This is a genomic window from Arthrobacter sp. ISL-69 (assembly GCF_018613775.1).
Classification (GTDB): Bacteria; Actinomycetota; Actinomycetes; order Actinomycetales; family Micrococcaceae; genus Arthrobacter.
The window spans coordinates 122,733-148,816 of sequence record NZ_JAGGPO010000019.1; the positions used below are offsets into that span (position 1 = coordinate 122,733).

General features: G+C 65.6%; 27 protein-coding genes and 1 pseudogene. 13 read left to right on the forward strand and 15 right to left on the reverse strand.

What is annotated here, in order from left to right; translation table 11 throughout:
• The first annotated feature begins 207 nt into the window (after positions 1-207).
• On the forward strand, positions 208-768 hold the full coding sequence (locus J7I79_RS15250) for a GrpB family protein (protein ID WP_214954538.1): 561 nt from the start codon (positions 208-210) through the stop codon (positions 766-768).
• A gap of 57 nt (positions 769-825) precedes the next feature.
• On the opposite strand, the gene J7I79_RS15255 is transcribed toward J7I79_RS15250, so the two are convergent.
• Entirely contained in the window at positions 826-1,611 is a 786-nt protein-coding gene (locus tag J7I79_RS15255; RefSeq protein ID WP_311380590.1) for an alpha/beta hydrolase, read from the reverse strand.
• A 312-nt stretch (positions 1,612-1,923) separates the two neighbouring features.
• Here J7I79_RS15255 and J7I79_RS15260 point away from each other — a divergent pair, with 312 nt between their 5' ends.
• The 3 genes from J7I79_RS15260 to J7I79_RS15270 all read left to right on the forward strand — a co-directional run bounded on the left by J7I79_RS15260 (position 1,924) and on the right by J7I79_RS15270 (position 3,993).
• Positions 1,924-2,532: an RNA polymerase sigma factor gene (locus J7I79_RS15260; protein ID WP_214954540.1), complete on the forward strand. Its 609-nt coding sequence runs from the start codon at positions 1,924-1,926 to the stop codon at positions 2,530-2,532.
• The gene (locus tag J7I79_RS15265) at positions 2,529-3,329 is read left to right on the forward strand and encodes a peptidase M56 family protein (RefSeq protein WP_214954542.1); all 801 of its coding nucleotides are present in this window, start codon (positions 2,529-2,531) and stop codon (positions 3,327-3,329) included. The genes J7I79_RS15260 and J7I79_RS15265 overlap by 4 nt, the downstream gene beginning before the upstream one ends.
• 181 nt (positions 3,330-3,510) lie before the next feature.
• The gene (locus tag J7I79_RS15270) at positions 3,511-3,993 is read left to right on the forward strand and encodes a hypothetical protein (protein ID WP_214954544.1); all 483 of its coding nucleotides are present in this window, start codon (positions 3,511-3,513) and stop codon (positions 3,991-3,993) included.
• Positions 3,994-4,054: 61 nt separating this feature from the next.
• Here J7I79_RS15270 and J7I79_RS15275 read toward each other — a convergent pair whose 3' ends face one another.
• Positions 4,055-4,624, reverse strand: a complete 570-nt coding sequence (locus tag J7I79_RS15275; RefSeq protein WP_214954546.1) for a GNAT family N-acetyltransferase — start codon at positions 4,622-4,624, stop codon at positions 4,055-4,057.
• Between the two features lie 314 nt (positions 4,625-4,938).
• Here J7I79_RS15275 and J7I79_RS15280 point away from each other — a divergent pair, with 314 nt between their 5' ends.
• Positions 4,939-5,238 (forward strand): hypothetical protein, encoded by a 300-nt coding sequence (locus J7I79_RS15280; RefSeq protein WP_214954548.1) that lies wholly within the window; start codon positions 4,939-4,941, stop codon positions 5,236-5,238.
• Positions 5,239-5,392: 154 nt separating this feature from the next.
• Complete coding sequence (locus J7I79_RS15285) at positions 5,393-5,947, forward strand: GNAT family N-acetyltransferase (RefSeq protein ID WP_214954550.1); 555 nt, start codon at positions 5,393-5,395, stop codon at positions 5,945-5,947.
• A gap of 60 nt (positions 5,948-6,007) precedes the next feature.
• On the opposite strand, the gene J7I79_RS15290 is transcribed toward J7I79_RS15285, so the two are convergent.
• Positions 6,008-6,247 carry a hypothetical protein gene (locus tag J7I79_RS15290; RefSeq protein ID WP_214954552.1) on the reverse strand — a complete coding sequence of 80 codons (240 nt, stop codon included), beginning with the start codon at positions 6,245-6,247 and terminating at the stop codon, positions 6,008-6,010.
• 545 nt (positions 6,248-6,792) lie between these two features.
• On the opposite strand from J7I79_RS15290, the gene J7I79_RS15295 reads away from it, so the two are divergent.
• Positions 6,793-7,386: a recombinase family protein gene (locus tag J7I79_RS15295; protein WP_214954553.1), complete on the forward strand. Its 594-nt coding sequence runs from the start codon at positions 6,793-6,795 to the stop codon at positions 7,384-7,386.
• Positions 7,387-7,512: 126 nt separating this feature from the next.
• On the opposite strand, the gene J7I79_RS15300 is transcribed toward J7I79_RS15295, so the two are convergent.
• The 7 genes from J7I79_RS15300 to J7I79_RS15330 form a co-directional block, all read right to left on the reverse strand.
• Complete coding sequence (locus J7I79_RS15300; protein WP_069950491.1) at positions 7,513-7,716, reverse strand: cold-shock protein; 204 nt, start codon at positions 7,714-7,716, stop codon at positions 7,513-7,515.
• 195 nt (positions 7,717-7,911) lie between these two features.
• Positions 7,912-10,626: a PEP/pyruvate-binding domain-containing protein gene (locus J7I79_RS15305; protein ID WP_214954555.1), complete on the reverse strand. Its 2,715-nt coding sequence runs from the start codon at positions 10,624-10,626 to the stop codon at positions 7,912-7,914.
• Between the two features lie 9 nt (positions 10,627-10,635).
• Positions 10,636-10,953, reverse strand: coding sequence for a hypothetical protein (locus J7I79_RS15310; RefSeq protein ID WP_214954556.1), 318 nt, complete (start codon positions 10,951-10,953; stop codon positions 10,636-10,638).
• A gap of 126 nt (positions 10,954-11,079) precedes the next feature.
• Positions 11,080-12,231: a GGDEF domain-containing protein gene (locus J7I79_RS15315; RefSeq protein ID WP_214954558.1), complete on the reverse strand. Its 1,152-nt coding sequence runs from the start codon at positions 12,229-12,231 to the stop codon at positions 11,080-11,082.
• A 154-nt stretch (positions 12,232-12,385) separates the two neighbouring features.
• On the reverse strand, positions 12,386-13,441 hold the full coding sequence (locus tag J7I79_RS15320) for a zinc-dependent alcohol dehydrogenase family protein (RefSeq protein WP_214954560.1): 1,056 nt from the start codon (positions 13,439-13,441) through the stop codon (positions 12,386-12,388).
• Between the two features lie 65 nt (positions 13,442-13,506).
• Positions 13,507-14,133, reverse strand: a complete 627-nt coding sequence (locus J7I79_RS15325) for a response regulator transcription factor (RefSeq protein ID WP_214954562.1) — start codon at positions 14,131-14,133, stop codon at positions 13,507-13,509.
• Positions 14,130-15,350 (reverse strand): sensor histidine kinase, encoded by a 1,221-nt coding sequence (locus J7I79_RS15330; protein WP_251042838.1) that lies wholly within the window; start codon positions 15,348-15,350, stop codon positions 14,130-14,132. Before J7I79_RS15330 ends, J7I79_RS15325 begins: the two co-directional genes overlap by 4 nt.
• 219 nt (positions 15,351-15,569) lie before the next feature.
• On the opposite strand from J7I79_RS15330, the pseudogene J7I79_RS15335 reads away from it, so the two are divergent.
• A pseudogene (locus J7I79_RS15335) lies at positions 15,570-16,149 on the forward strand (heme-binding protein).
• 11 nt (positions 16,150-16,160) lie between these two features.
• A complete protein-coding gene (locus tag J7I79_RS15340; RefSeq protein WP_251042839.1) occupies positions 16,161-16,811 on the forward strand; it encodes an ankyrin repeat domain-containing protein in 651 nt (216 codons plus the stop codon).
• 71 nt (positions 16,812-16,882) lie between these two features.
• Here the strand turns inward: J7I79_RS15340 and J7I79_RS15345 are convergent, their stop codons facing one another.
• The 3 genes from J7I79_RS15345 to J7I79_RS15355 all read right to left on the reverse strand — a co-directional run bounded on the left by J7I79_RS15345 (position 16,883) and on the right by J7I79_RS15355 (position 19,594).
• The gene (locus J7I79_RS15345) at positions 16,883-18,067 is read right to left on the reverse strand and encodes an acetyl-CoA acetyltransferase (protein WP_214954569.1); all 1,185 of its coding nucleotides are present in this window, start codon (positions 18,065-18,067) and stop codon (positions 16,883-16,885) included.
• Positions 18,064-18,750: a CoA transferase subunit B gene (locus tag J7I79_RS15350; protein WP_214954571.1), complete on the reverse strand. Its 687-nt coding sequence runs from the start codon at positions 18,748-18,750 to the stop codon at positions 18,064-18,066. The genes J7I79_RS15345 and J7I79_RS15350 overlap by 4 nt, the downstream gene beginning before the upstream one ends.
• Positions 18,751-18,874: 124 nt before the next feature.
• On the reverse strand, positions 18,875-19,594 hold the full coding sequence (locus J7I79_RS15355; protein ID WP_214954573.1) for a CoA transferase subunit A: 720 nt from the start codon (positions 19,592-19,594) through the stop codon (positions 18,875-18,877).
• Positions 19,595-19,803: 209 nt separating this feature from the next.
• On the opposite strand from J7I79_RS15355, the gene J7I79_RS15360 reads away from it, so the two are divergent.
• Positions 19,804-20,589, forward strand: a complete 786-nt coding sequence (locus J7I79_RS15360) for an IclR family transcriptional regulator (RefSeq protein ID WP_214954575.1) — start codon at positions 19,804-19,806, stop codon at positions 20,587-20,589.
• A 218-nt stretch (positions 20,590-20,807) separates the two neighbouring features.
• Positions 20,808-21,713 carry an NADP-dependent oxidoreductase gene (locus tag J7I79_RS15365; RefSeq protein WP_214954577.1) on the forward strand — a complete coding sequence of 302 codons (906 nt, stop codon included), beginning with the start codon at positions 20,808-20,810 and terminating at the stop codon, positions 21,711-21,713.
• A gap of 155 nt (positions 21,714-21,868) precedes the next feature.
• On the opposite strand, the gene nadE is transcribed toward J7I79_RS15365, so the two are convergent.
• Together nadE and J7I79_RS15375 are read right to left on the reverse strand one after the other, a co-directional pair.
• The gene (gene nadE / locus J7I79_RS15370) at positions 21,869-22,723 is read right to left on the reverse strand and encodes an ammonia-dependent NAD(+) synthetase (protein WP_214954579.1); all 855 of its coding nucleotides are present in this window, start codon (positions 22,721-22,723) and stop codon (positions 21,869-21,871) included.
• Between the two features lie 104 nt (positions 22,724-22,827).
• Complete coding sequence (locus J7I79_RS15375) at positions 22,828-23,853, reverse strand: LacI family DNA-binding transcriptional regulator (RefSeq protein ID WP_214954699.1); 1,026 nt, start codon at positions 23,851-23,853, stop codon at positions 22,828-22,830.
• A 265-nt stretch (positions 23,854-24,118) separates the two neighbouring features.
• Between J7I79_RS15375 and J7I79_RS15380 the strand changes: the two genes are divergently transcribed.
• Both J7I79_RS15380 and J7I79_RS15385 read left to right on the forward strand, forming a co-directional pair.
• Positions 24,119-24,967 carry a sugar phosphate isomerase/epimerase gene (locus J7I79_RS15380; protein ID WP_214954581.1) on the forward strand — a complete coding sequence of 283 codons (849 nt, stop codon included), beginning with the start codon at positions 24,119-24,121 and terminating at the stop codon, positions 24,965-24,967.
• Entirely contained in the window at positions 24,964-25,974 is a 1,011-nt protein-coding gene (locus J7I79_RS15385) for a Gfo/Idh/MocA family protein (protein WP_214954583.1), read from the forward strand. Before J7I79_RS15380 ends, J7I79_RS15385 begins: the two co-directional genes overlap by 4 nt.
• Positions 25,975-26,084: the final 110 nt, after the last annotated feature.

The window sequence follows — 26,084 nt, forward strand, 5'->3', positions numbered from 1 at the left end:
CCGGAGCACCACCAGTAACACGGGGCGGGCAAGTTGAGAGCATCCTTATGCATTCCTTGCCCGCCCCGACCGTTCGGGTCTCCCGCTGAGGGATCGGTTTACGGAAAGCGCAGTGCTTCTCTGCGTGCAAGAATGGGCTGCATGGCAGTGCACCCGCTGTGGCGTCCGTACGGCTCGCGAACGAACGCCAGTCGGCAACGGGCTCGGATGGCCTACAGACAATCCGAGCCCGGATCGCTCCAAGAACACCGAACCTCCTGGGCCGTCGACTACGACGAGATACGCGAACTGGTCGAACGGACCATCACTGATCAAGTTCTTCAAATTCGACACGTTGGATCCACAGCGGTTGCTGACCTGCTCGCGAAACCTGTTATCGACATCGACCTCATCATTCCGGCTGTCGCTGTCGAAGCCGTCTACATGCCACGGCTTGAAGCCATCGGCTTCCGCCTCATCTTTCGAGACGATATGGCCGGTGACCCGCACAGGCAGCTCACGTTTTCCAGGCCGAACATCAACCTGCACGTCTGGAGCCCGAACGCCGTCGAGCCCCTGAGGCACGAGCTCTTCGCCAGATGGCTGAGGTCAAGCTCCGACGACCGGCGCCTATACGCTGCTGCGAAGCAGGCCGCCGCACGTACTGAGGGCGCCCAGCGATACAACGACATCAAGTCGGCCACCGTGTACGAAATCTACGAGCGAGCGTTCACCGGCGATCCAGCGCATGAACATGATCCTCAACCTCGGCCGGGCGGATCACGCTAGGGAATCCACTTACGCGGGTTTGATCAGCGGGCGTCCAGACGCCCGCAAGCGGATCCTTTAGCGTGCAGCTGCTTCCGTTCGCGCGAGCCAGTCAGTTATCAGCGCTTCGGTAATAGTGGGTTGCTCAAGATGGACGTTGTGTCCGGCTGCGTCGAGGACAGCGTATGTCCCTCGGATGTAGTGGTTTCGAAGCTGCCAACCGTCCTCATACCCTGTCACGTGGTCCTGTCTGCCAAAAACGTGCAGCGAAGGCGCTGCGAAGGGTTCCGGGTGTTCGACCTCCGGCTGGTGGCGAAGCGCGTAGTTCGCCGAGACACGAGCCATGACCTCTTGGTCCGCGCTGGCGAGACCAGGAAGTACGTGCCGGGTGAACGCGGCAACGGTCGCGTCGCTTTGTACGACCGTCAGTTCCCCATAGTCCTTGCGTGCTGCGCCCGCTGACGCAGCGGACTCCGGGTTGTGGTGCAGAACGTGGCGCCTAGGGAGGGTGCGTGCGGAGTGATCAGCCTCGAACACGCCTGCGAGTGTTGCCAGTCCGAGGATTTGTCCGCGCATCTCATGCGCCACGAACCGCGAAATCATCCCGCCGAATGAGTTGCCGATGACAGCGAAAGGCCTAGCTCCAAGGTGCTGGCGGATCTCGGCGACAACTCCGTCCGCGACGTCCTGAGCGGTCGATACACCGCAGTCCGTAGCCGTCGATGTCCAAGGCAGATCCAAATAGATGCGCTGCCAGTTGGACACACCGGCAAACTCCTCAAGAGGAAGCATGATGCGGTGATCCACCCCGAAACCGTGGATGACAACGAGCGGGGTCCCTCGTCCTGAGATGTTTGCAATCACGTAGCGACTGTATAGGGGTCGCCAGCGTTGCCCTAAGCCGATCCTTTATCGGGCGCCTTAATTTCCGTTTGGTCACCGTCAGCGGCCCACATACTTAGAGCCTTGACCGCACAGGGTGTGGAACCCAGGTGAGTGCTTCAGAGACCGGTGGCACACCGTTATCTCTCGACCCGACTCTAGAAGTGCGATTTTGCTTTAGAAATGGCGGCTGTTGGATTCGCGACCTACGGGTATTTCGGTGCATTCTGACGTGGATCTTAAACTTTTTCGGATTCGGTGAAACCTTTTGGGCTTTGCCGGACACTAAAGGGCATGGGGAACAACGGAACCGGCGAAGAGGTGTTGTGGCGCCAGAGCCTTCTGGGCCAGGGCGATGCCTTTGGCGCCCTGTACGACCGGCATCGGGACAGAGTCTTCCGCCACGCGTACCGGCTCTGCGGGAACCACCATGACGCTGAAGACATCATGGCTGCCTCATTCCTTGAGCTCTGGCGGCGGCGAAAGCAGGTCCGGGTCGTGGAAGGATCGATCCTTCCATGGTTGCTAGTTACGACCACGAACATGGCACGCAACAGCGCCCGCACGGCACTCCGCTACCGACGCCTCTTAAACGCCCTTCCCCGAACCGAGGACATGAGCGACCCAACAGCAGATTCTTACCGCTCTTACCAGGACGCTCTTGACCAGGACCTTGCGCGGGCTCTGGCCACACTGACTGCCGAGGACCTGCATCTGGTCACCCTGGTCGTTTTCGAGGAGCACACCATCGTTGCTGCCGCCGCTGTCCTGAATCTGACGCCTGCCGCAGCGAAATCACGGATCCACCGGGCACGCCAGCGGCTCAGAACCGCCCTCGACGGTGATGCATCTACTAACCCGCCCACCGCTCCAACCCCGGTGTTGGAAGGAGAACGGACATGAACCAGTCCCACGTCGATGGCCTGTTCAGCGATGCCCTCCGGGCAGAACTGGTCTCCCAAGTCAAGAAGGAATCACCAGCCACGAAACGGAGGCGCACCAGGGTGTGGCTTGGTACCGGCGCACTGGCGGGAGCAGGACTGCTTGGAGTCGGGGCAGCAGCGGCAGGGCTGTTCTACATCCCTGGAGGGGAGAAGTTAACGCCCCTGGCTTCGCCCGTGACCACGACCTACACCGGCACAGCAACCGTTGAGCTGGGCACTCCTCCCGAGGGAACCACGGGGATTCAAATGGAACTTAGGTGCCTGACTCCTGGCTGGTTTGAGTATCCCGACGGTGCATCGAGCAGCTGCTCGGAGGAGGATGTGGCCAACGACAGACTGGGCTGGAGCAGCTACACCATCAGCCTTGCCCCTGGCCAGGACAGTGTCACGATACAGACCGACCCCGAGGCCCGCTGGCAGCTCACCGCCGAGTATGTAAAGCAGGAACGATTACCCCTGGGTGTTAATGCCAAGGGTGAAACCTACGGCGTCGAAAGCCAGGAGAACGGAACCCCCGATCTGATCGCTGTGATGGCAACCAACGGGCAATCCGGGTACGCCTACGCCGGTGACCTGTACGGGGGACCCATGCCCACCAGCCCGGAAGACGCCGTCAAGAACTTCAGTACTCCGCGCCCTCCGCGCGAGATCCCCGTCTTCAAAAGCGACGGAGAAACCCAGATCGGCGTCTTCATGGCCGCCGGATCCGGCGGAGGGATACCCTCCTATCCAACGCGAAGTTCCCCGCCAGGGTGAACCGATCATTCGCTGGTATCCCTGCACTCCGCAGCATCCTACCGCTCCCGATCCGCTCCGGGAGCGCCATCCTACGAATGCGGGTACGCACCTATATCCTCCGATCAGGGTTGACTTATGAGGGAGCACAATGAAACGCATTCGGTTGTGGCGATGCCTGGTTCCATCCCTACTTCTCACCATGCTGCTGACATCATGCGGCGACAAGGTGACGGGCGAACCAGGAACTGCCGAGCCCACGGCGAACTCCACCAGCTCAATCCCTGGTTCTACCAGTAGCCCCGTTCCAGGCGGTGGCCCGGTAGCGTGCGTTGACTGGGTCCGGTTCGAGACCCCTCAGGACGAATACGACAACGCCGGCGTGGTGCTCATTGGAAAGTCCGTAAGCCGGGCCGGCGAAACAAGCATTTACGGTTCCAAGGCCACGACCCACCTTGTTGAAGTCGAGCAGGTACTCAAGGGGGATCCCGGAGAGGGGAACCTCCGCATCACCTCCATGCCCCCGACCTGCACTGTAGGAGGGACCTACCCAGACGGCGATCCGCTCGATACCGATCAGAGAGTCATCATTTTTGCGACCAAGCAGGGCGGCGACTGGTTCACCATAACGCCTGCACAAGGAGTCTTGCCTTTCCCAGAGGGCTCAGAGCTTCCCTTTCACTAGACGCTACGTGGCGGCGTTTTTTGATCGCTCGCTGTCGCACCGCCGCCCGTGAGCCGATCCCTCATTGGACTGTGCTCTCCCGGATTGCGGCGTACAGAAACATGTCACAACGCTCTCCCGCGATCTCCTGATGACTGCGAAGTAGTCCCTCGCGCTCGTAGCCGGCACGTTCGGCGGTGCGGATAGAAGCGGCGTTCCACGGCTCGATATACAACTCCAGACGGTGCAGATGCGGAATCGTCCAAGCAAAGGTAGTGAGGGCGCACAGGGCATCGGATGCAATACTGTGGCCTCTCTCCTTCGGGGCAACGCCATATCCAACCTGTGCACGGCCTTTGTCCAACTCCCTGATCCATAGTCCGATGTTCCCCATGGAGCGATTAGTTTCAAGGTCGGCTATCGAGAAGGAAAATCCTGTCCCTTCGATGTGGCGCTGTCGCTGCCGCTCAATCCACGCTAAGGCTTGTTCAAGAGTGGCATACGGTGGGAGGGTTCCCACCGTGGGGACATACGGATCTTGGGAAAGGTCCATGGCCATCCCTACGTCCAGATTCGTGAACGTGCGCAGCCGGATACGGCCATGCTCCGGGTTGGAAGACGGCCAAGGCGGAATATCACCGCAGATGCTCATACCCCTAGTTTTGCATTGGGGCGCCAAGGTAAGTTGCGCGTCCCGTTCTTCACCGTCCCCGTACGCCGAACCCTCAGCGGACGAACTCGAGGACGGGCGTTCCTTTGCACTCAGTAGGACTAACGGAGCCGGGAAACACCGATAGGCTACGCGAATGAGGAAGTCCAACACCAGGGATTGGACGCCGCCGGGCAGTAGTGGATCTTCTCCGGACTACTGCCGTCAACAGAAACCCATAATCTTGTGGAGCGTCCTGCCGCGTGCTTAGGTGAATTATCGGCGGCACGAGGCCGCTCACGTTCTGGGGGAACGAGATGTCTAGAAGCACAAAATCCATGCTTTACCGGCGCACTCTGTGGGCAGGAATCATCGTTGGTGTGATCGGTCTGAGCATAATGCTGTTCTCAAACGTGTTCATGCAGTCCATCGGCACCTATACATTTAACGGTGCCAACGGCTTCTTTTACGCCTTGACGCACATCTATCTTCTTGCGGCGCAGGCTTGCATGCCTTTCTCAGCAGCGCTCATTGCAGCTGCCCTGGTGATGCGCTACTTGGACGCCCTGGGTGTGCGGCCCTCCGAACAGCGGACGACAGACGACATCCTGCCTTAGGGCGCTGAAGAGTTCCCTAAAACGGAATGGCGGACGGTTCGGCCGTCTCACTCGGTAAACCTGCTGCGGGACGCCTCACCATTCCGAAAGCGGGACCGGCTTACGGACGACTACCCAAGGCCAGGTCTTTGATTTGGAGGCATAGGCTCAAACAATGAATGAAACCCTGAGGCTGCAGCGGCATGAAGACCTCAGCATGATGGAATTAGATGCACTGGAAAAGCTTTTTGACGGTGAGTACCTAAGCGATTACGGCCGGTGGAGCCCCGACGCGCCGTACGGCTACTCACCAGCCGATTTCCATGTCCTGGCGTTCCAAGGGCCCGCTCTGGCGGCGCATGTGGGCTTTCAGCGTCGCGTGATCTCAGTAGGAACCGACGACGTCGTTGTGGCTGGCACGGGAGGCGTGCTGGTTGATCACCGCTTTCGCGGTACTGGTCTCGGCGGCCGAGCGATGCGACACGCTCAAAAGGCGATGCGCGATGAAGCCGGCGTCGACTTCGGTTTCCTCGGATGCCGGAAAGATGTGGTCCCCTTCTACGAGTCAGCAGGATGGCTTGAGGTGCATGCCACGGAACGGTGCTTGTCCCGCTTGGACCGGATATCGGTCATCGTGTCCCGTGGAGGGCCAACGCTCATCTGCTCCGCGACGCGCGATGCGAGCGAGTGGCCGCACGGCGACATCGATCTTCGAGGCACGCCTTGGTGACACCGCGCCTCAAGGCGGCAAAGCGTCCCAATAGAGAATCCGTCTGAGGAACCTTGACCGCTACGGGTTGGATTGATCTGCCCTTGACGACCTGCGGTACTTGACGACGGCCAGTCCTATGACGTTGGCGGCGGCGAACCCAAACGTCACCACAATTAGGATGATGTTGAAGGTGATCCAGAACGGCGAAGTGTGTTCAGTGAAAAGTGCTAGGACTCCAAAGATGAGCCCAAGAAATACGCCGCTTATGGAGGGAAAGGATCGCCTCTTAACAGGCTTGTTACTCAACTTATCGTTCATAGCGCGCTAGACCTCTTTCGCGATCCCAATCAGCCCGCCTTTGAACATAGATGCTACGCCTCACCTCATGCACGGTAACCTCCCCTCTCGACTGTGTGCACAACGTTGATGGGTTCCGATATTGATGAGTTGATTCAAGCAGATGCCCCCGCGGAGGAGATGTGCTGCGATCCAAAATGCCGCGAAAGGGGCCGGTCCGCATAACGTCCCGTAAGCCGGTCGTCATCTGGCTACGACAATAAGGAGACACGCCCTAGCCACCCTTGGACGCCTGGTAACCGCGGCCTTGCCACTCCTAGATTAAGTCCCTCGGCGGTTTCAGACCTCATTGGGAAAGCTCTCCAATGCGGAGGCAACGAAACATTTCTCGCACCCCCGCCCGCACAAGCCGTCCCGTAAGCCCGCCCCCTTCCGGACGAACCTACCGCCCACCTGCATAAACGTGTCCCTACGCATCAGCCCCCACCGTAAGACCCGTCCGTTGAAATGCCAGGTGACGGTAACATATCTGGCCCACCTAAGAGTCGAGTGGCAGACTTTTGCGCATGACCGCTTTGCTGGTCGGCTACGCGCGTGTGTCCACGGAGCAGCAGGACCTCACGGCGCAGCGCGACGCACTGTCAGCCTTAGGGATCACCCCGGATCGGATCTACGTGGACCACGGACTGACCGGCACTGACAGGAACCGGCCGGGCCTTCGGGAAGCGATGGCGGCGTGCCGGGATGGCAATACGTTTGTTGTAACCAAGCTGGACCGTCTGGCCAGGTCAGTCCGGGACGCCCACGAAATCGTTGACGAGCTGGCCCAGCGCAACGTGAAACTCAGCGTCGGCGGCTCGGTGCACGATCCCACCGACCCCGTCGGAAAACTGCTGTTTAACGTGCTGGCCATGGAGGCGGAATTCGAGAGCGACCTGATCCGCGCCCGAACCCGCGAGGGCATGAAGATCGCAAAAGCCATGGGCCGGCTGCGCGGGAAGAAACCGGAGCTGTCTCCCGCGCGGGAGGCGCACTTGGTCAAACTGCACGACGCGGGTGAGCACGCCACCGGCGAACTCGCAGAACTTTTCTCAGTAGCCAGATCCACGGTGTACCGGGCAGTCCAACGCGCACGGCACAAGCCGGGCTTGCCCCGGTGAGGTGGCGCCTGCGCCGTGGCCAAAGCCAGCAGGCAACAACAACGGCCCCTCCGAACCGTTAGGTTCGGAGGGGCCGTTGTCGGTACGGGGTGGTCCGGCTGGGCGCCGGAACCTTTCCCTAAGCCTTTAGAGAGGGCGGATGTTCTCTGCCTGCGGGCCCTTGGGACCCTGGGTTACATCGAATTCGACCTTCTGGTTCTCATCCAGTGAGCGGTATCCGCTGCTGGAGATTGCCGAATAGTGGGCGAAAACGTCCGCGGACCCGTCGTCGGGGGCAATGAAGCCAAAACCCTTTTCGGCGTTGAACCATTTAACTGTGCCTGTTGCCATGGCTGCATTCCTTCATGTGACTCTGATTCTCTCCGCAGGCACAATGGCCCGCGGTGCGGAGAACGTCCCCCGCTTTCCCCAACGTACGGGGCGACGGCGCTGCTTGCAAGGGTATAAGTCCTCTTAGTGCACTATAAGTCTGCCCAGCAGGGCAACAATGTGCCCGTGTGAACCGCAAATAGACGGCTAATTCCCTCACCAAGTGACGGTTCCGGCTGCCCCGTCCACTGTGATCGTCTGCCCGTCGCGCAGCCGTGCGGTGGCATCGGGAACCCCGACGACGGCGGGGATGCCGTATTCGCGTGCCACCACCGCACCGTGGGAGATGACTCCGCCCATCTCCATCACCAGGGCCCCGGCCGTCATAAAAAGCGGCGTCCAGCCGGGATCAGTCGACGGGGCCACAAGAATTTCCCCGGGTTCCAGGCGGGCACCCACCGGATCCATAACCACCCGGACTTTACCGGTGGCCGTGCCGGCGGAGGCCGGCGTCCCCGCCAGCCGGTCTGGCGCGTCTGCCGGGGCCAGCGCGGCGGCCTTCGCCATGACGGCGGCCTCCACGTCGGTGCCGTCCGAAAGCAGCAGGCGCGGAATCCGCCGTCGTCGGAGTTCGACGTCGTACAGCCGGCGGCGCGGGGCGACGATTCCCTTCAGGTTCGCACCGCGAAGGCCCACCCTCAGCTCATCGAAGTCCAGGAAGAACACATCGCCGGCCGCGGTGATGGTGCCGGCCCTTGTCAGTTCCACTCCAACGGCCAGGAGTTGCCGGTGCATCTCCGCCAGCACCATCACGATGCAGAACTTGGGAAATTCCCGCAGGCCGGCCAGCTGCCGGGTCCGCCGCAGGCAGAGCGCCACCAGGCGCCCCCGCAGCCGGCTTTTGGCACCTGCACGCGCCGCCAGTTCGCTGATCCGGGCCTCCGCGTCGTCGGCGGCCTTGGCAAACTGGCGGTCCGGAGCCTGCTCGGGCTCCTCCACCCGGAGATAGTTCGAGATCATGCCAAGCAGGTGGTCCGGTTCCTCGGACCACCGCGGCATCCCCAGATCGATTTCCGCCACGGCCCGGTGACCGTACTTGGACAGGAACTTCCGCAGCCCGGCCTGGGCAACGGGCGGCAAGCTTCCCGCGTCGTAGCGCGCAGCCAGTTCCTCTGGGCGCTGTTCCATCAACAGCCGGCGGGCCTCGGTATCCCGGCCCAGGGAAACGGCCAGGTGCCACAGTTCAAGGTCCATAATCGTGGTCACGTTGTGGGGAAGCCCCCGCAGGACCGCCTCCAGTTCCCGCGGCTTGGCAATGCCGCGCAGCAGCCTGCGGGCGGCGGCCAACATCAGGTACCCGGCAGCCGGCCCCGGCAGTGTGGCCTGGATCAGCCCGCTGACAGTGGTCCCGAGGACATCCTCCGCGTGCCGGAGCCGTCGTGCCGGACTGGCCGGGAGCCGGAGCGCCAGCCGGGCTTCGAGGCGCCTTTGATAGTGCCGTGCCCTGCGCAGTTCCGCGTCCGGCCACAGCAGGGCACGCACCATCGCGGGGATGAACTGTGCAGCCAGGCCGAGGTTCTGGGTGCCGTCCGTGCCCTGTCTTTCTGTCGTCGCGGAACCCGCAGCGCCGTCCCGGCCCCGCTTCCGGCGCCGCCCCTTTCGGGGAGGACGGGCAATGCTGAACCGCGGGTCTTCCAGCAGTGCCGGGAACACGGCCGCAGACCTTCCGTCGGCCAGCGGAAGCATCCGCAGCAGCGTCCGGCGGCCGGATTTGCTGCGGACGAACGGCGTCAGGTCGACATACATCCGCAGCCCGGGGTTCACGTATTTCCACGGCCCCTTGTTTCCCCTCATGAGGCTCAGGACTGAGAGGCCCATCGGCGTGATGGGGCGGGTGAGCCCCTGGAGCAGCGTGCCGCACAGGTACACCCGCGGCTCCGTACCGGCCGCCTCGTCCGTGCTGGCTTCGTCGCCGGATTCTTCCTCCTCCGGCAGCGGGTACAGCGTGGTGATGGGCCGCGACTGGGCCAGCCAGGCCTTGCCTCCGGCGTCGATCACCCACTCCACGTCCTGGGGTGCGCCAAACAGGCTCTGGGCGGAGTCGCCTAGTGATGCCAGTTCGCGAAGCTGGGCCTCGGCCAGGCTTTGCCCCCGGCCCTGTGACGCCTGCAGGACCCTGCCCGTGGCCGTGTCCACCACAAAGTGGTCGGGATTCACCGCGCCGGAGACCACGGCCTGCCCCGGTCCCGGGCTGGCATCAATGACGGTCTCCGTGCGCGTCCCCGTCACCGGGTTGGCGGTGAACAGCACGCCGGACGTGCCGGCGTCGACCATCTGTTGAACGACGACGGCGAGACCCACCTCGCGGTGGCTGATCCCGTTCGCCGTGCGGTAGGCCACCGCCCGGTCCGTCCAGAGGGACGCCCAGCAACGCCGCACGGCCTGGACGACGGCGTCGGCTCCGACGATATCCATGAACGAATCCTGCTGCCCCGCGAAGCTGGCGAAGGGCAAGTCCTCCGCGGTGGCCGAGGACCGTACCGCCACTGCCACGTCGTCGCCCATAACCGTGTACGCGCGGCGGACGGCAGCCTCGACGTCGGGCGGCACCGGTGCCGCCGCCACCGCCTCGCGTGCATGCCGCGCCAGCTCGTCCCGGACGTCGGCCGCGCCGTCGTCAGAGTGTGAGTCCGGAGCGCCGTCCAGGCGGGAGGCCACGCCGTCGAGTGCCGCGGGGACGGCCATCCGGTAGGCAGCTGTGGTCAGGCAGAAGCCGGGCGGAACAGGAAAGCCCGCCGCGGTGAGTTTGCCAAGGTTCAGCGCCTTGCCTCCCACCAGCGCCAGCGACCCGGAGGCAAGCTCCGTGAGCCCCACAACGAGGCTGTCCCGGGCCCCGCTGCCCGCCTGCGGATCAGGGCTTACTGAACCCATGTCCCGCTCCTAGCCGTTGTCGGCGCCCTCGCCGGTGTCCTCCCACATGACATCCAGGTTCCGGAAGATCACGGGTCCGTCGCACAGCGCAGCCATCTTGGCCGCGAATTCCGACGTTTCCGGGTGGCCGGAATTCTCCATCGCAGAGTCAAAGGAATCGAAGTCGACGATAGTGAAATAGGTCCCCGGGTGGTCCCTGTCCGCCGTCGCGACGATGCGGCGGAACGTTGGCGGAGTACTTCCCTCGGTCCTTGACGGACGGCCCAGCTCTTCAATCTCCTTGATGCGGGAGGTCTTGAATTCGATGATCTGCACAAACCCGGCCATGACGGCTCCTCGACGGCGGTGGATGCTGACGCGCTTCACGCTAGCCCCCGCCGCAGGGCGGCGCAAAGGGGAGAAATGCCCTACTTTGCCGGTGTCCTGGCACTGCCCTGGTGGGAGCCCGGGCGACTAAGGGGTGTGGACTCCCCGGACGGTGCGGTTGCGGCCCAGCGACTTGGCTTGATACAGGGCGGTGTCCGCGGTCGCGATCAGCTCATCCAGGCCGACCGTTCCATGGTCTATCGGGGCAATGCCGTAACTCGCCGTGGGCATGCGGAAACCGCCCGGTCCGCGGACTGACCTGAGCTGCCGGTTGATCGCCGTAGTGATGGCTTCTGCCCGGTCCGGGCTTACCCCGGGCAGGAGGAAGATGAACTCCTCGCCGCCGTAACGTCCCACGAGGTCTGTTGAACGGACCGTGTCATTGCAGGCGGCGGCGAACGACTGCAGGGCCACATCGCCGGCCGCGTGGCCGTAGGTGTCGTTGACTGCCTTGAAGTGGTCAATGTCGGCCAGGATCAGGCAGCCCAGTGCCTGCTTGCGCCGCAGCCGCTGCAGCTCATCGGAAGCCAGTTCCATGAAGGCCGAGCGGTTGAGCAGCCCGGTGAGGCCGTCCTGCGTGGCCACGGCGTGGAGGGCGCGAGTCTGCTGTTCGCTGCTGAGCGCCGCCATGCTGAAGGACACCACCACCAGCAGCACCATGGTGACCAGCGTGGTGACGGCGGAGCCGAAGTAGGCGACGAAAACGGGGCCGTCCGGGCCTTCGCCGATGTACACCACCAGCCGGCAGAAGTAGTAGGCGGAGAAGAACCCGGCCGCGATGGCCAGCGGAATCCGGACCCGGGAGTAGCCCGGCTCCAGCCGCCAGAGTTCGCGGGACGCAAGGCCCAGCATGAGGCTCATGAGCGCCAGGAACACGGCCCCGCCGGACCACACGTTGACGGCAGGGTTTTCCAGGGCTGATGACACGGTCACAACGGCGGGACCTGCCGCCAGCTGCCAGGAACGCGGCCGCGACGCGTGTAGCGACCGGGCGCCTGACCAGACGCAGGTTGCTCCGGCGATCAGCAGGCAGTTTCCCAGGGGGTTGGCCCACACCTGATGCGCTGTCCCGTTGAAGAGAAAGGAAGCGGACCCGGCGAGGAAGAGCGTCAGGGCGAGGCACCACCACGCACTGTAGGGGGACCGCGTGCTCCGGTAGGCCGCGAAGTAGAACAGGAGGGCAAGAGTGAACGCGACAACGGCAAAGGCAACCCTGAGGGTTGAGGTGTCGAGCTGCATTCAGTTCCCCCAGTTCGCCACCAAGCGAAGACCCCGGACCGTTCGCGCACCCCATTCGTACGCAGACTTAGTATCGCACCCGAAGGCGCTCGCAAGGGACTGCCGTTTGCAGTCTGTTAAAACCCTGCTTAAGCCCTGCGGTCAGCCAGCCGGGTCAGGGCGTGAGCAGCACCTTGATGGCACGCCGTTCGTCCATGGCTTTGTAGGCCTCGGCAGCTTCCTCCAGCGGCATCACGGAGTCAAACACCCGGCCCGGGTTGATGGTTCCGGCCAGCACGTCCGCCAGCAGTTCGGGGATGTACGTCCGTGCGGGAGCCATGCCGCCGGCGATGGAGACGTTGGAGTCAAACAGGTAGCGCAGCGGAACCTCGGCCCCTCCGGTGGGGACGCCCACAAAGCCAAGCGCGCCGCCCGGGCGGACACAGTGCAGGGCCTGCTCCATGGATTCCTTCGTGCCCACGCATTCCAGCACCGAATCGGCCAGCACCCCGTCCAGCAGCTCGCGGACCTTGGCCACGCCGTCGTCGCCCCGTTCCTCCACGATGTCCGTGGCGCCGAACTCGCGGGCCAGCGCCTGCCGGTCCGCGTGGCGGGACATGGCGATGATCCGCTCTGCCCCGAGACGCTTGGCCGCGAGGACACCGCAAAGCCCGACGGCGCCGTCGCCCACCACTACCACCGTCCGGCCGGGCGCCACTTTCGCGGACAGCGCCGCGTGGTGGCCGGTGGCCATGACGTCGGAGAGCGTCAGCAGGTTGGCAGTGAGCCCGGCGTCCGGCTCGCTGACTCCCGGCACCTTGACCAGGGTGCTCTCGGCAAGTGGAACACGGATGGCCTGGCCCTGGCCGCCGTCGATCCTGTGGCCGGTATCGTCCCGGCCGCCCCAGCCGGCCAGGTGGTCGCAGGCAACGGTGACGCCGTTGCGGCACTGAGGGCATTCGCCGCAGCTGATGACGAACGGTGCAATGACGAAGTCGCCCACCGCCAGCGCTGTCACGCTTTCTCCGACGCTCTCCACCACCCCGACGAATTCGTGGCCGATGGCCGTCGGCTTCTTCGTGGGCCTGACGCCCCGGTACGGCCACAGGTCCGAGCCGCAGACGCAGGATGCGGTCACCTTCACCACAACGTCCGTGGGCAGCTGGACGCTGGGGTAGTCGCGGTCTTCGACCCGGATGTCTCCAGGGCCGTGGATGATGGTGGCGCGCATGCGGGCTCCTCAAGTCCGGGGGCGGGGCTAGGGTCGAGTCTAGACCTCCGTTCCAGGGGGATCCGCTAGCGCATTCCCTCGCGGCGGATGGCGGTGGCGATCGCGGCGGCGCGGGTCTCCACCCCGAGCTTGGCGTAAATGTGGGCCAGGTGCGTCTTCACCGTGGCCTCGGAGATGAACAGCCGCTGGCCGAGCTCCCGGTTGCTGAGCCCCTCGATCAGCAGGCTCAGCAGCTCCGCCTCGCGCGGAGTCAGGATCTCGTCGGGGTTCCGCAGCTGCTGGAAGAGCCGCGAAGCCACGGGGGCGCTCATCACGCTCTTGCCTTGGACGGCTCCCCGGATTGCAGCGAAGATCTCCTCAGGCGCAGCGTCCTTGAGCAGGTAGCCCATGGCGCCGGCGTCGACGGCCCGGACGATGTCCGCATCCGAATCGTAGGTGGTGAACACCAGCACGGCCTGCCTGCTGTCGCGGCGTCGCAGCTGCTTGATGGCCTCGATGCCGTCCATCCCGGCGCCCATGGCGAGGTCCATCACCACCACCGCGGGGCTGAGCTGCTCCGTTTGGACCAGGGCCTCTTCTCCGGAGGCGGCCTCGGCCACCACCTGAATGTCGGGCTGCGTTCCCAGCAGGGCCTTGAGCCCGCTGCGGACCACCAGATGGTCGTCCACCAGCAGCACGGTAACCGGGTTCACTGTTCCTCCCCGGTGGGCAGTTGCGCGGCCACGATCGTCCCTTCGCCGGGGGTGCTTTCCACCGAGAATACGCCGCCCAGCTGCTCCACCCGCTGCCGCATGGCGCGGAGTCCGTAGCCTCCGGCGTCCGACGGCGGTGCCAGCGACAGCGGGTCGAAGCCGCCGCCGTCGTCGTACACATCCAGGGTGACGGCACCGGGCAGGAACCCCAGCGTCACCGTGGCGTTCTCCGCGCCGGCATGCAGCTTGGTGTTCGCGGCAGCGCTCTGGACCACCCGGAGCAGCGTGTGCCGCACGTCCGCGGGCACAGGGCGCGGCTCGCCGGTGACCAGCAGGCGCGCGCCCGGGACATACTGCGACGCCGCCTGCAGCAGGGCATCCGGCAGGGGCGCCGTGTCCAGCCCGGGGGAGGCGAGTTCGTGGACCAGGCTGCGGGTGTCCGCGAGGTTCCGGCGCAGCATCCCGCTGGCGCTGAGGACGTCCTCGCGCGCGGCCAGGCTGGGCCAGGACCTGTTGGCGGCTTCCAGGAGGAGGAGGCTGCTGGCCAGGCCCTGCGTCACGGTGTCATGGATTTCCCGGGACACCCGTTCGCGCTCCTCGATGGTGCCCGCCCTGCGCTCGCTGGCCGCCAGCCGTCCCTGGGCCAGCGACACCTCCGCGTGCAGCCTGCGCTGCTCGGCGGCGTCCTGCTCGATGCGGTCGTAGATCAGCGTCAGCATAACGCCCACGGCCAGCGGCCCCAGGAGCATGGCAATATCGCTGCCGCCGCTGAGCCGGAACAGCCCGACGGCGGTGGCCGCCGCCGTCGCGCCGCCCGCCAAATACGCCACCCAGCCGCTGAAGGCCGTCCGGCACAGGAAGAACAGCGCGAACGAGCACCATGCAAAGCTGGGTGCCGCGATCACCAGCACCGCCCAGAGCGCCACCAGGACGAACATCCACACTGCCCACGGCCGCCTGCGCTGCGAGAGCACGGCGATCACGGCATAGAGCGAACACACTGCCGCGGCGAGGGCCAGCACCCACAGGTTGTCCGCCGGGCTGTGCCGCATCACGTACCGGACCGCCGACGCCATCAGCAGCACGGCAAAACCAAGATGGACGACGGCGTCGATGCGGCCCAGCGGGCCTCTTCCGGGAGCGCCGTGGTGGGGGAGGGGCTCGGGGGCTGGCGAGGGGACCGGCGCCGCCGGGCGGGCTGGTGGTGAGGAGGGCATGGGGGTCCGGTTCCGGTGGAGGAGTGCTACCCACAATGCTAGGGCCCGCGCCGTTGCTGGTCTCTCAGCTTTTTGGCTGATACGGCGAGCCTAATGGGGGAGGCCGGAGCAGACTAACGCCCGATGCCTTGCCGGGTCTCAGCGGAAAGGATGGATTCCAGGCCCGGGGCATGAACCCGGGCAAGTGCCAGAACCCCATTCCAAGGAGAACCCGTGAAGATGTCCAAGAAGATCGCCGCCGCCGCTGCCGCCGGAGCACTGCTCCTGACCGGCGGGCTGACCGCCGCAGCCAACGCCGGGACCTCAGCTGCCGCCCCTGCACCGGCAGCGGCTCCCGCAGCCGTTCCGGCAGCCGACGTCCAGCCGGCCCCGGAAACCGTGGTGGCCCAGAACCGGATCAGCGTCGGCGCCTCCGCGGACGCGGTCAAGGCTGCCCTCGCCAAGTGCCAGGCGGACAAGCTGCCGTTCGTCACCGTGGCTCTGGTGGACAGATTCGGAACCGTGCAGGCACCTCCGCGGCGACAACGCTGCCGAGCACACCATTGAAGCGGCGCAGCAGAAGGCCTACACGGCTGCCGCGTTCGGCACGCCCACCAGCGAGCTTGCCAAGCGCATCAACGGCAACGGGCCCAGCATCGCGGACCTCCCCGGCACGCTCTTCCTGGCCGGCGGGGTCCCGCTCAAGGTCAACGGGGTCTCCGTGGCGGGCATCGGCGTGGGCGGCGCCCCGGATGGTGCGCTGGATGAAGCCTGCGCAACCGCCGGTGCGGAGGCCATTGCCGCAGGCGCCGCGAAGTAGGCTCAGGGCTGATGCGGCGGTTCAGGACATGGCGGAGGACGCGGCAAGTATCGGCGGTCTTCATCGCCACGGCCGGTGTCGCGGCCTGCCTGGCGTCGTGCCAGGCAGGGCCCAGGGACCCCGGCCGGCGGGACGCACCGCCGTCGTCCGTGCCCGTAACCTCCTCCGCCGCCGGGACGCCGTCAGCTGACGCGCAGGCGGAACTCGACCAGCGGCTGATCCGGGCCGCGAAGGCCAACGATGCTGCGACGGTGGCGGAGTTGATCCGGGCCGGGGGCAACGTCTCGGCGTTCCTCTATGCGGGCGCCGAGGGGTTCAACGAGGTCCTGGAGCTGACCCTGGCTGCGGGTGCGGATGTCCGGAGTACCAACCGCTTCGGCGGAACGGCGCTGATCCCCGCGAGCGAACGCGGGCATGTGGACATCGTGCCGATCCTCATCGCAGCCGGCGTGCCCGTGAACCACGTCAACAGCCTGGGCTGGACCGCCATGCAGGAGGCCATTCTGCTCAACAACGGCGGGCCCAGGCAGCAGGAGGTTGTGCGACAGCTCCTCGACGCCGGCGCCGACCCCGGCATCCGGGATCCACAGGGCCGCTCCGCCCTGGACAATTCGGAGCGGCCGGGGTTTGCCGGGATCGCGGCCCTGATCCGGGCACGCTAGCCCAACTGGGTAGCAGCAGATGTCGTTTTGAGGGCTCAAAACGACATCTGCTGCTACCTACTTGGGTGGGGCTAGACCGCTTCGAGCACGCTGACGTAGTTCGCGATGCCCACGCCGCCCATGTTCTGCACTGCAGCGCGGCGGGGATTGGCGAGCTGCATGCCGCCCGCGGTGCCGGTGAGCTGCATTGCCGCTATGACGTGTTGGGACACGCCGGTGGCGCCGACGGGGTGGCCCTTGGCCTTGAGACCGCCCGAGACGTTGACGGGCAGCTTGCCGTCCTTGAACACCCAGCCTTCCGCCAGGGCACGGGCGCCTTCGCCGGGTTCGGTCAGTCCCATGGCCTCGTACATGAGCAGTTCGGCGATGGTGAAGCAGTCGTGCACCTCGGCGAAGTCCAGGTCCTCAAGCGCGACGCCGGCCATCCCCAATGCCCGCTGCCAGGACGCGCGCGTCGCAGCGAAAGCGGTGGGGTCGCGCCGTTCGGCGGGGAAGAAGTCGTTCGCGTGGCCGAACCCCGCCAGGCGCACCGGCGCAGTGGCCCCGCCGGTCGGTGAGACAGACAGCACGACGGCGGCGGCGCCGTCGGACACGGGGGAGCAGTCGGTGCGGCGCAGCGGATCGGCCACCATCGGGTTCTTGTCCGAGACCGTGCGGCAGAACTCCTCGCCGAGGTCCTTGCGGAGCTGCGCGTAGGGGTTGTCCACGCCGTTGCGGTGGTTCTTCGCCGCGATGGTGCCCAGGATGTCGCTGACCGGTCCGTAGCGCTTCTCGTAGTGCTTGGCCACTTCGGCGAAGAGGCCAGTGAAGCCGGTGGTGGAGGCCTTGCCGGCCATGTCGTAATCCGCGCCCAGCAGGGCCGAGCCCACAACGTCGGCGCCGGCGTGGGTCATCTTCTCGGCGCCGATGACGAGCACAGTCTTGGCGGTGCCTGCCAGCAGCGATTTGGTGCCCTGCTGGAAGGCGGCCGAGCCGGATGCGCAGGCGTTTTCCACGCGGGTGGAGGGCACGTTGGCAAGCTGCTCGGAGACCTGCAGCGCGAGCGAGGACGGGAAGGCCAGCGGCATCATGCCGGAATTGAACTGGCCGAGGTAGATCTCATCGATCTGGCCCGGTTCGATCCCGGCGTTGCCGATGGCCTCGGTGGCCACCTGCACGATCAGGGACTCGAGGGTCTCGTCAGTGAGTTTGCCGAAGCGGCTGTGGCCCCAGCCGGTGAGTAGGACATCCTTGCCGAACTGTTCCTTCAGGCTCATGCCGTGGCTCCTTCAAGGGTGGGGGTTGCGTTCAGGGACGGGGCGACGTCGAAGCGGGCTTCGGTTTTCTCGCGGATCTCCTCAACAGTGACGCCCGGGGCGAGGCGGGTCAGCGTCAGCTGCCGGCCGCCGTCGGACTTTTCCAAATCAAAAACAGCGAGGTCGCTGATGATCCTGTCCACGCAGCTCAAGCCGGTGAGCGGGAGCGTGCACTCCCTGACGACTTTGGCGGTGCCGTCCTTGGCGTTGTGTTCGGTGAGGACCACAACGCGCGGGGTTCCGGCGACGAGGTCCATGGCGCCGCCCATGCCCTTGACCATCTTGCCGGGGATGGTCCAGTTGGCGAGGTCGCCGCTGCCCGAGACCTGCATGGCGCCCAGGATGGCGACCTTGACGTGGCCGCCGCGGATCATGCCGAAGGACGTGGCGGAGTCGAAGATGCTGCCGCCGGGAAGGACGGTGACGGTCTGCTTGCCGGCGTTGATGAGGTCGGCGTCTTCCTCGCCTTCGTAGGGGAACGGGCCCATGCCGAGCAGGCCGTTCTCGCTTTGCAGGACCACGCGCACGCCCTCGGGCAGGTTGTTGGCCACCAGCGTGGGGATGCCGATGCCGAGGTTGACGTAGTCGCCGTCGTTGAGTTCTTCGGCCGCGATGGCAGCCATTTCATCCCTGGTCCAGGCCATGGGGTTCTCCTTGGGGTTCAAAAGGTGGGGGGCTTAAGTGTTCGTTCGCCCTTGGTGTGGAGGGCTGGGGCGCGCGTCCCGGTGATGCCGGGTCCGGTGGTGCCGTGCGCCCGCGGTGGGGGAGTCAGGCGGGAACAGGCTCGGAGATGCGGGCGCGGACCGTGCGCTGTTCGATGTCCTTGACCCGGCTGCTGGCTTGCACCAGGCGCTGGACGTAGACGCCCGGGGTGACGATGTGGTTCGGATCCAGATCGCCCGGTTCGACGATGACCTCGGCCTCGGCAATGGTCACCGCCCCGGCCGTGGCCACCACCGGGTTGAAGTTGCGGGCAGTGAACCGGTAGATCAGGTTGCCGTCGGTGTCTGCAGTGTGCGCGTGGACCAGGGCGACGTCGGCCTTGATGGCGCGCTCCTGGACGTACGTTTCGCCGTCGAACTCGGCGAGCGGCTTGCCCTCGGCGACGAGCGTGCCAACGCCGGTCTTGGTATAGAAGGCCGGAATGCCGGCTCCGCCGGCGCGGAGGCGCTCGGCCAGGGTGCCCTGCGGGGTGAACTCCACTTCCAGCTTGCCGGCGAGGTACTGCTCGGCGAAGAGCTTGTTCTCGCCCACGTAGGAGGCGATGACCTTGCGGACCTGGCCTGCCTCGATCAGCACACCGAGGCCCTTGCCGTCCACGCCCATGTTGTTGGAGACGACCGTGAGGTCCTTGACGCCGGAATCGCGGACGGCCTCGATCAGGTCCGCCGGGATGCCGCTGAGCCCGAAGCCTCCGACGGCCAGCGTCATGCCGTCCTGCAGCACGTCCCGCAGTGCGGCAGCCGCACCGGATTTCACCTTTGACATTGCATCTCCTCATTGAGCGGGCGGGTTCCGGCAGTGCGGGTCCCCGTGCAGACGGTAATCCACTTTGTGGACTGTTGTTCTGGAATTGGAGCGTACGGGGCGGCTGGAGGCGCTGTCAAGGCGCGATTTTCCCGTAATTGCGGGCATTTTTAAAGTGTGGACGGTAGGCTAAGAAGTATCCATATTGTGGATACTTTGAAGGGAAAATAATGAATTCAGTACCGGTCCAGGGTGCCCAGGTGGTCAGCCGGGTTGCAGCTTTGCTGAGGATCGTGGGACGCCAGCCCGAAGGCAGTCCGCTGGTTGAAGTGGTTCGGGAATCGGGCCTGACCCGGCCCACCGTCCACCGGCTGCTCTCCTCGCTGGCCTCCGAAGGCCTGCTGGACCAGGACCCTCAGAGCGGCAACTGGGTGCTGGGCCCGGAAATCCTGCTGATGGGTTCCGTGGCCTCCGCCCGTTTTCCGCTGGAGGACATTGCACGGCCCAGCCTGCGCCGGCTTGCCGAGGAGACCGGTGAAAGCGCGTTCTTCTCCATCCGCCGCGGAGCGGAAACGGTGTGCCTGCTCCGGGAGGAAGGCAGCTTCCCGGTCCGCTCCTTCGTGCTGCATGAAGGCGTCCGGTTTCCGCTGGGGGTGGCGTCCGCCGGGACCGCGATCATGGCGTTCCTGCCCGAGACGGAACAGGAGGAGCTGCTCGCCGGTTGGGCCGCCCACGCCGGCAACTTCGCCGCTGCGCACACCGAGGCCCTGGTCCGGGAGAACCTGGCGAAGACCCGGCAGGCCGGCTACTCAGTCAATCCCGGTCTGGTGCTCGAAGGCAGCTGGGGCATGGGCGCCGCGGTGTTCGACCAGCGCGGGCGCCCAGCCTGGGCCTTGTCGCTGACGGGGATTGAGCCGCGTTTCCGTGGCGAACGGCAGGAGACCCTGGGCCGCCTCCTGATGGAAGAAGCGCACCGGATCTCCACGCTGCTGACCCGTCCGCCGGGCGGCGCCTGAGCTGGGAGGCCGGCCGTCGTCGGGCACTTTGACACGGACACGCCGGAAGGTGAGGCCGGAACGGGCCAACCGGGGTTCAAAGTGCCCCGTTGCGGCCCGGACTTCGTCCGCCGAGTGCGGGAGATAGTGGCCAGCAGCAGGCGCTTGCGCACACATCCGATCTGCAAGATGCTGGCAGCGTAGGCGGCAACTGCGTCGAACCTAAGGAGTGCAGCCTCATGAACAGCATCAAAATGTCCTTTGACCACTTCGGCAGCCCGGAGGTCGTCACCGTGGGCGAAGAGGAGCTCCCACCCCCGGGGGAGGGCGAGGTCCAGGTGGGCGTCCGCTCCATCGCCGTCAACCCGGTGGACTGGAAGCTCGTTGCAGGCTACCTGGAGCCCTACTTCCCGCTGCAGCTACCCGGTGTTCCCGGCTGCGAAGCGGCAGGAACGGTGACCGCCGTCGGCCCCGGCGTGACCGGGTTCGGAGTGGGCGACGAGGTCATTTGGAACGGCGTCGCCGGAGGGTACCGCGCCGTAGCCAACGTTCCGGCCGCCCAACTGACACCCAAGCCGGCCGGCATCGATTTTGAGCAGGCATCCTGCATGGCGATAGCGGGCGGCGCGGCGTACTCGGCCCTGGTCCAGCTGGGCGTTGGCTTGGGGGATACCGTCCTGGTCCACGGCTCGGCGGGCGGGGTGGGCTCGGCATCAGTCCAGATCGCGCGGGACCTGGGCATCCGGGTCATCGGCACCGCTTCAGAACCAAACCACGATTACCTGCGCGGACTCGGGGCCGAACCGGTGGCCTACGGCGAGGGGCTCGCGGATCGTGTCCGCTCACTCGGCAGCATCACCGCGGTGGTGGACACCTTTGGCGGGGAGGAGGCGACGGCGGTGATCGTCGCGCTGCTGGGCGGTCACGGGGCCGCGGTGACGACTGTGCCCGGCAAGGAGTCCAATGCCGCCGGAATTGCACCGGTCCGGCTGCTCGACGGGCGCGTAGCGGACGCGGCCAGGCTGGCTGCCGAGGGAAAGCTCCGCTTCAACATCCATGAACGGCTGCCACTCACAGACGCGGTCCGGGCACTCGGCATCAGCCGGGCAGGGCACATCCGCGGCAAGATCGTGCTGGTGCCTTAGCTGATATCTCATAGGCAACCAGTGAACCAGGGACCCGTACCCAGGGATCCCGGAGGACCGACGTGGGGCACTTTGACACGGACACGCCGGTGCGGAGGACCGAATCGGTCCAGCCAGCGCCCAAAGTGCCCCGGGAGGGAGTCCCCCGGTGAGTTTTACAGACCGACCCGGGGTTCCTCCGGGCCCTCGCCCTTCCACCAGGTGTCGAATATGCTGACCGGGACCGTGCGCTTGTGACGGGTGCGGAGGTATTTCTGCTCGATCGATTCGGCCACGGCGTCCGGGACCTCGCGGCCTTCGAGGTAGTCGTCGATCTGGTCATAGGTGATGCCCAGTTCGTCCTCGTCCGTGCGGCCGGGTTTGCCGTCGAGGAGGTCGGCCGTGGGGACCTTCTCCCAGATGCGGGCGGGGGCGCCGAGCTCGGCCAGGAGCGCCCGGTTCTGGCGCTTGTTGAGTCCGAACAGAGGCAGTATGTCCGCGCCGCCGTCGCCGTACTTGGTGAAGAAGCCCGTGACTGATTCCGCGCCGTGGTCGGTGCCGATGACCAGATAGTTGTGCTCGCCCGCGAGGGCGTACTGCGCGATCATGCGGGTGCGGGCCTTGGTGTTGCCCTTGTGGAAGTCGGAGATCCCGTTGCCCACGGTCTTCTCGAATTCATCCTCGAAGCCGTCCACTGCGGCGGAGATGTTGAAGGTCCATTCGGTCTTGGCCTGGATGAAGTCGAGGGCTGCCTGGGCGTCGTCCTCATCGTGCTGCACGCCGTAGGGAAGGCGGACCGCCACGAAATTGGCTTCCGTTCCTTCGGCCGCGAGCTCTTCGACGGCAAGCTGGGCCAGCCTGCCCGCGAGCGAGGAGTCAAGGCCTCCGGAGATGCCCAGGACGAAGCCCTTGGTGTGCGTTGCCTTGAGGTATTCCTTCAGGAACGTGACGCGTTTGCGCACCTCCCCGGCGGGATCGATCCGGGGCTGGACGCCCATTTCTTCAATGATGCTGGCCTGGAGTTCGCGCATGTGATCCAGACTAGTCAGCAGTGTCAACCATGCTCAACTGTGTCCCACTGCGTCGGTCGCGGAGTCACGGAGTCGGGCGCGGACTCACTGCGTCGGTCGCGGAGTCACTCCGCTGTTGGACCAGCCACAGAACCGGGCGCAGGTGCAGGCCCGGTGGAGCCGCGGACGGTCAGATGCGTGGGCATCACGGACCGGCTGCGTGTGCCGCCGCCCGCCAGCGGGTTCAGCTGGGCCAGCAGCATGGAGACTGCCACGCGGCCGGCCTGTTCGATCGGGGAGGCCATGGTGGTCAGCGGCGGATTGCAGAAGTCGGCGCCGAAGATGTCGTCGCAGCCCACAATGCTCATGTCCTGCGGAACACGGAGGCCGCGTTCGCGGAGGCGTTGGAGCATTCCGATGGCGATGAGGTCGTTGAACGCGATGCAGGCCGTCACCCCGCTGTGCACGGCGGCGTCCGCGGCTGCTGCGCCGGACTGCGTCTTGGGCGCGAACGGCCCCAGCCTGCGCACCTCCACGCCGCGTTCCTTGGCTGCCTCGGACAGGGCGGTCCAGCGCCGGGTGCTGGACTGGGACGTTGCCGGTCCGGCGATGTAGGCAATCCGGGTATGGCCCAGCGAGATGAGGTGGTCGAGGGCCTGGCTCGTGGCGGACGGCGTGTCAATGAGAACCGCAGGGATGCCGGGGACATCGCGGTTCATGGTGACCATGGGCATTTTTGCCGCCGCGGCCAGCAGGGCTTCGTCGGTGAGCCGGGAGGCGGCCACCACGATTCCGTCCGCACTCTTGCGGAGCTGTTCCATGGTGCTGGCCTCCACCTCGTCCGATTCCTCCGTGTCCACCAGCAGCTGGGTGTATCCGGCGGCCTTGAGCTGGAGCTGGGTGCCCCGGATGAGGTCGAAGTAGAAGGGGTTGGTGATGTCCGGGACCAGCACCCCCACTGCTCCTGTGCGACCGGAACTCAGTGCTTTGGCCTGGCTGTTGGGGGTGTAGTGCAGCTGGGCGGCGGCCGCTTCGATGCGCTGACGCGTCCGGATGTTGACGCGGTCCGGCGAGGAGAGCGCCCGCGAAACGGTGGAGGCCGCCACGCCGCAGAGCGCGGCGATGTCGTGGATGGTGGGCGGGCGGTCCATTGCTGCTGGTTGCGTCGTAGCCACGGCGCTCCTCTCTGAACGTGGTGGCCGGGCCCGTGAGGCCGGGTCGGATGGACGGGCCCGTGACTGCCGCCACAGATCCGGTCAGCAAAGAATGCCACAGATTGTCAAAGTTTGGCAATCGGTTGTCATTTGAAGGCAAGGCTAGCTAAACTGAGCTGGACACCGTTTGTGAACTGCGTCACCGCACTGGAGCCCGAAGGCGAGCTGCCAGCGCGGCGGCCGCGAAACCCAGGAGATCCGCGTGAGCAAAACAACAACCGCAGTCTGGCCCCTTTCAGGTTTCGGCGATGAGATAGACCCGGATCCGGCGGTGCAGGCTGCCGTGTTGCTGGCGCTGGGCGCGAGCCACATCGAGGTCCGCAGCGCCTGGGGCACCAATGTCTCAGAGCTGGAACCGGAGCAGGTTGCCCGGCTGAAGGAGATCCTCGATGAAAAAGGCCTCAAGGTCTCGGCAGTGGCCAGCCCCATCGGCAAGGTGGATGTGAGCCTGCCGGCGGAACACGAGCTGGAACGCCTCCGCCAGATCATCTCCGTGGCCAAGGGCCTGGACACCAAGTACATCCGCGTCTTCTCGTTCTACCGGGCGGAAGACCGCAGCGCCGAAGATATCCGCGAGGACGTCCTGGCCCGCATGGGCGCGCTGGCAGCGCTCGCAGAAGAGTCCGACGTCGTGCTTCTGCATGAAAACGAAAAGGGCATCTACGGCGATACGCCGCAGCGCGTGCTGGACATCATGGAGTCCGTGGGCTCCCCGGCGCTCCGCATCGCCTGGGACAACGCCAACTTCGTCCAGGTGGGCGTCAAGCCCTACACCGAGGGCTACGCCATGCTGCGCCCGTACCTCGAGTACTTCCAGGTCAAGGACGCGCTCTCCACCACGGGCGAAGTGGTGCCCTCCGGCGAGGGCGACGGCGAACTGGACGCCACCATCGCCGCCCTCAAGGCCGACGGCTTCACCGGTTTCGCGTCGCTGGAACCCCACCTGGCCAGCGCCCACGAGCTGGGCGGCTTCTCCGGTCCGGTGGCCTTCGGCATCGCGGCACGCGCCTTCGCTGCGCTCGCGGCGAAGAACGGGGTTGAACTCTCGTGAGCACGACGGCGGCGGTCATCGGCTGCGGCGATGTTTCGGCTGTGCACTTCGAAGCGGTCGCAAAGCTCGACGGCGCCACGCTAGTTGCGGTCTGCGATGCGGATCCGCAGCGGCTGGCCGCCGCTGTGGCCGCCTATGGCGTGCCCGGCTTCGCCGACCACCTGAGCCTTATCGAGGCGGTCCGGCCGGACGTGGTGCACATCTGCACCCCGCATGACCAGCACGCCTCGGTGGCCGCGGACTGCCTGGAGCGCGGCGTCAACGTCATCGTGGAGAAGCCGCTGGCCCACACCCTGGCAGAAGGCCGGCGGCTTGTGGAAGCCGCGTCGGCGGGCGGGGCGAAAATCGCGGTGTGTTTCCAGAACCGTTACAACGCCACGGCGCAGGCCATGCACGCGCTGCTGTCGTCGGGCGGGCTGGGGGCTGTGGTGGGGGCCTCGGCAACAGTGATGTGGCAGCGCTCCGCCGACTACTACGAAAACCGGCCGTGGCGGGGGACCTGGGCCGGCGGCGGAGGCGGGCTGATGATGAACCAGGCCATCCACACCGTGGACCTGCTTCAGTGGCTGGTGGGCGACGTTGTCACGGTCACGGGAAATGCTTCCACTCGCTTCCTGGGAGGCACCATCGAGGTGGAGGACACTGCGGAATTCGTGGCGGAACATGCCAACGGTGCCCGAAGCGCGTTCTATGCCACCCTGGCCAATGCCTTCAATGCGCCGGTGACACTCGATGTGGTCACCGAGAAGGCGGTCCTGTGCCTGCGGGGCGACCTCACCGTCACCCATGATGACGGGCGCGTGGACGTCATTCCGGAGCGCAAGAGCGACTCCGGCGGCCGGTCCTACTGGGGTGTCTCGCACGAGCTGCTGATCAGCGACTTCTACAGCCGGCTGGACGAGGCGGAGCCGTTCTGGATCAGCCCTGCTGAGGCCGAAAAATCGCTGCGCATCATCAAAGACGTCTACCGGCAGAGCTACCCGGAGTCGGCCGAGCTGGTGTCCTGACCCGTGGCCACAGTGGCGCCTTGGGCCTAGCCGAAGCAACCGGTTGCTGCCACTTATATGCTCCGGGAGCTCTTCATTTCCGAACTCTCAAAGTTTTTCTGCAACTCTTT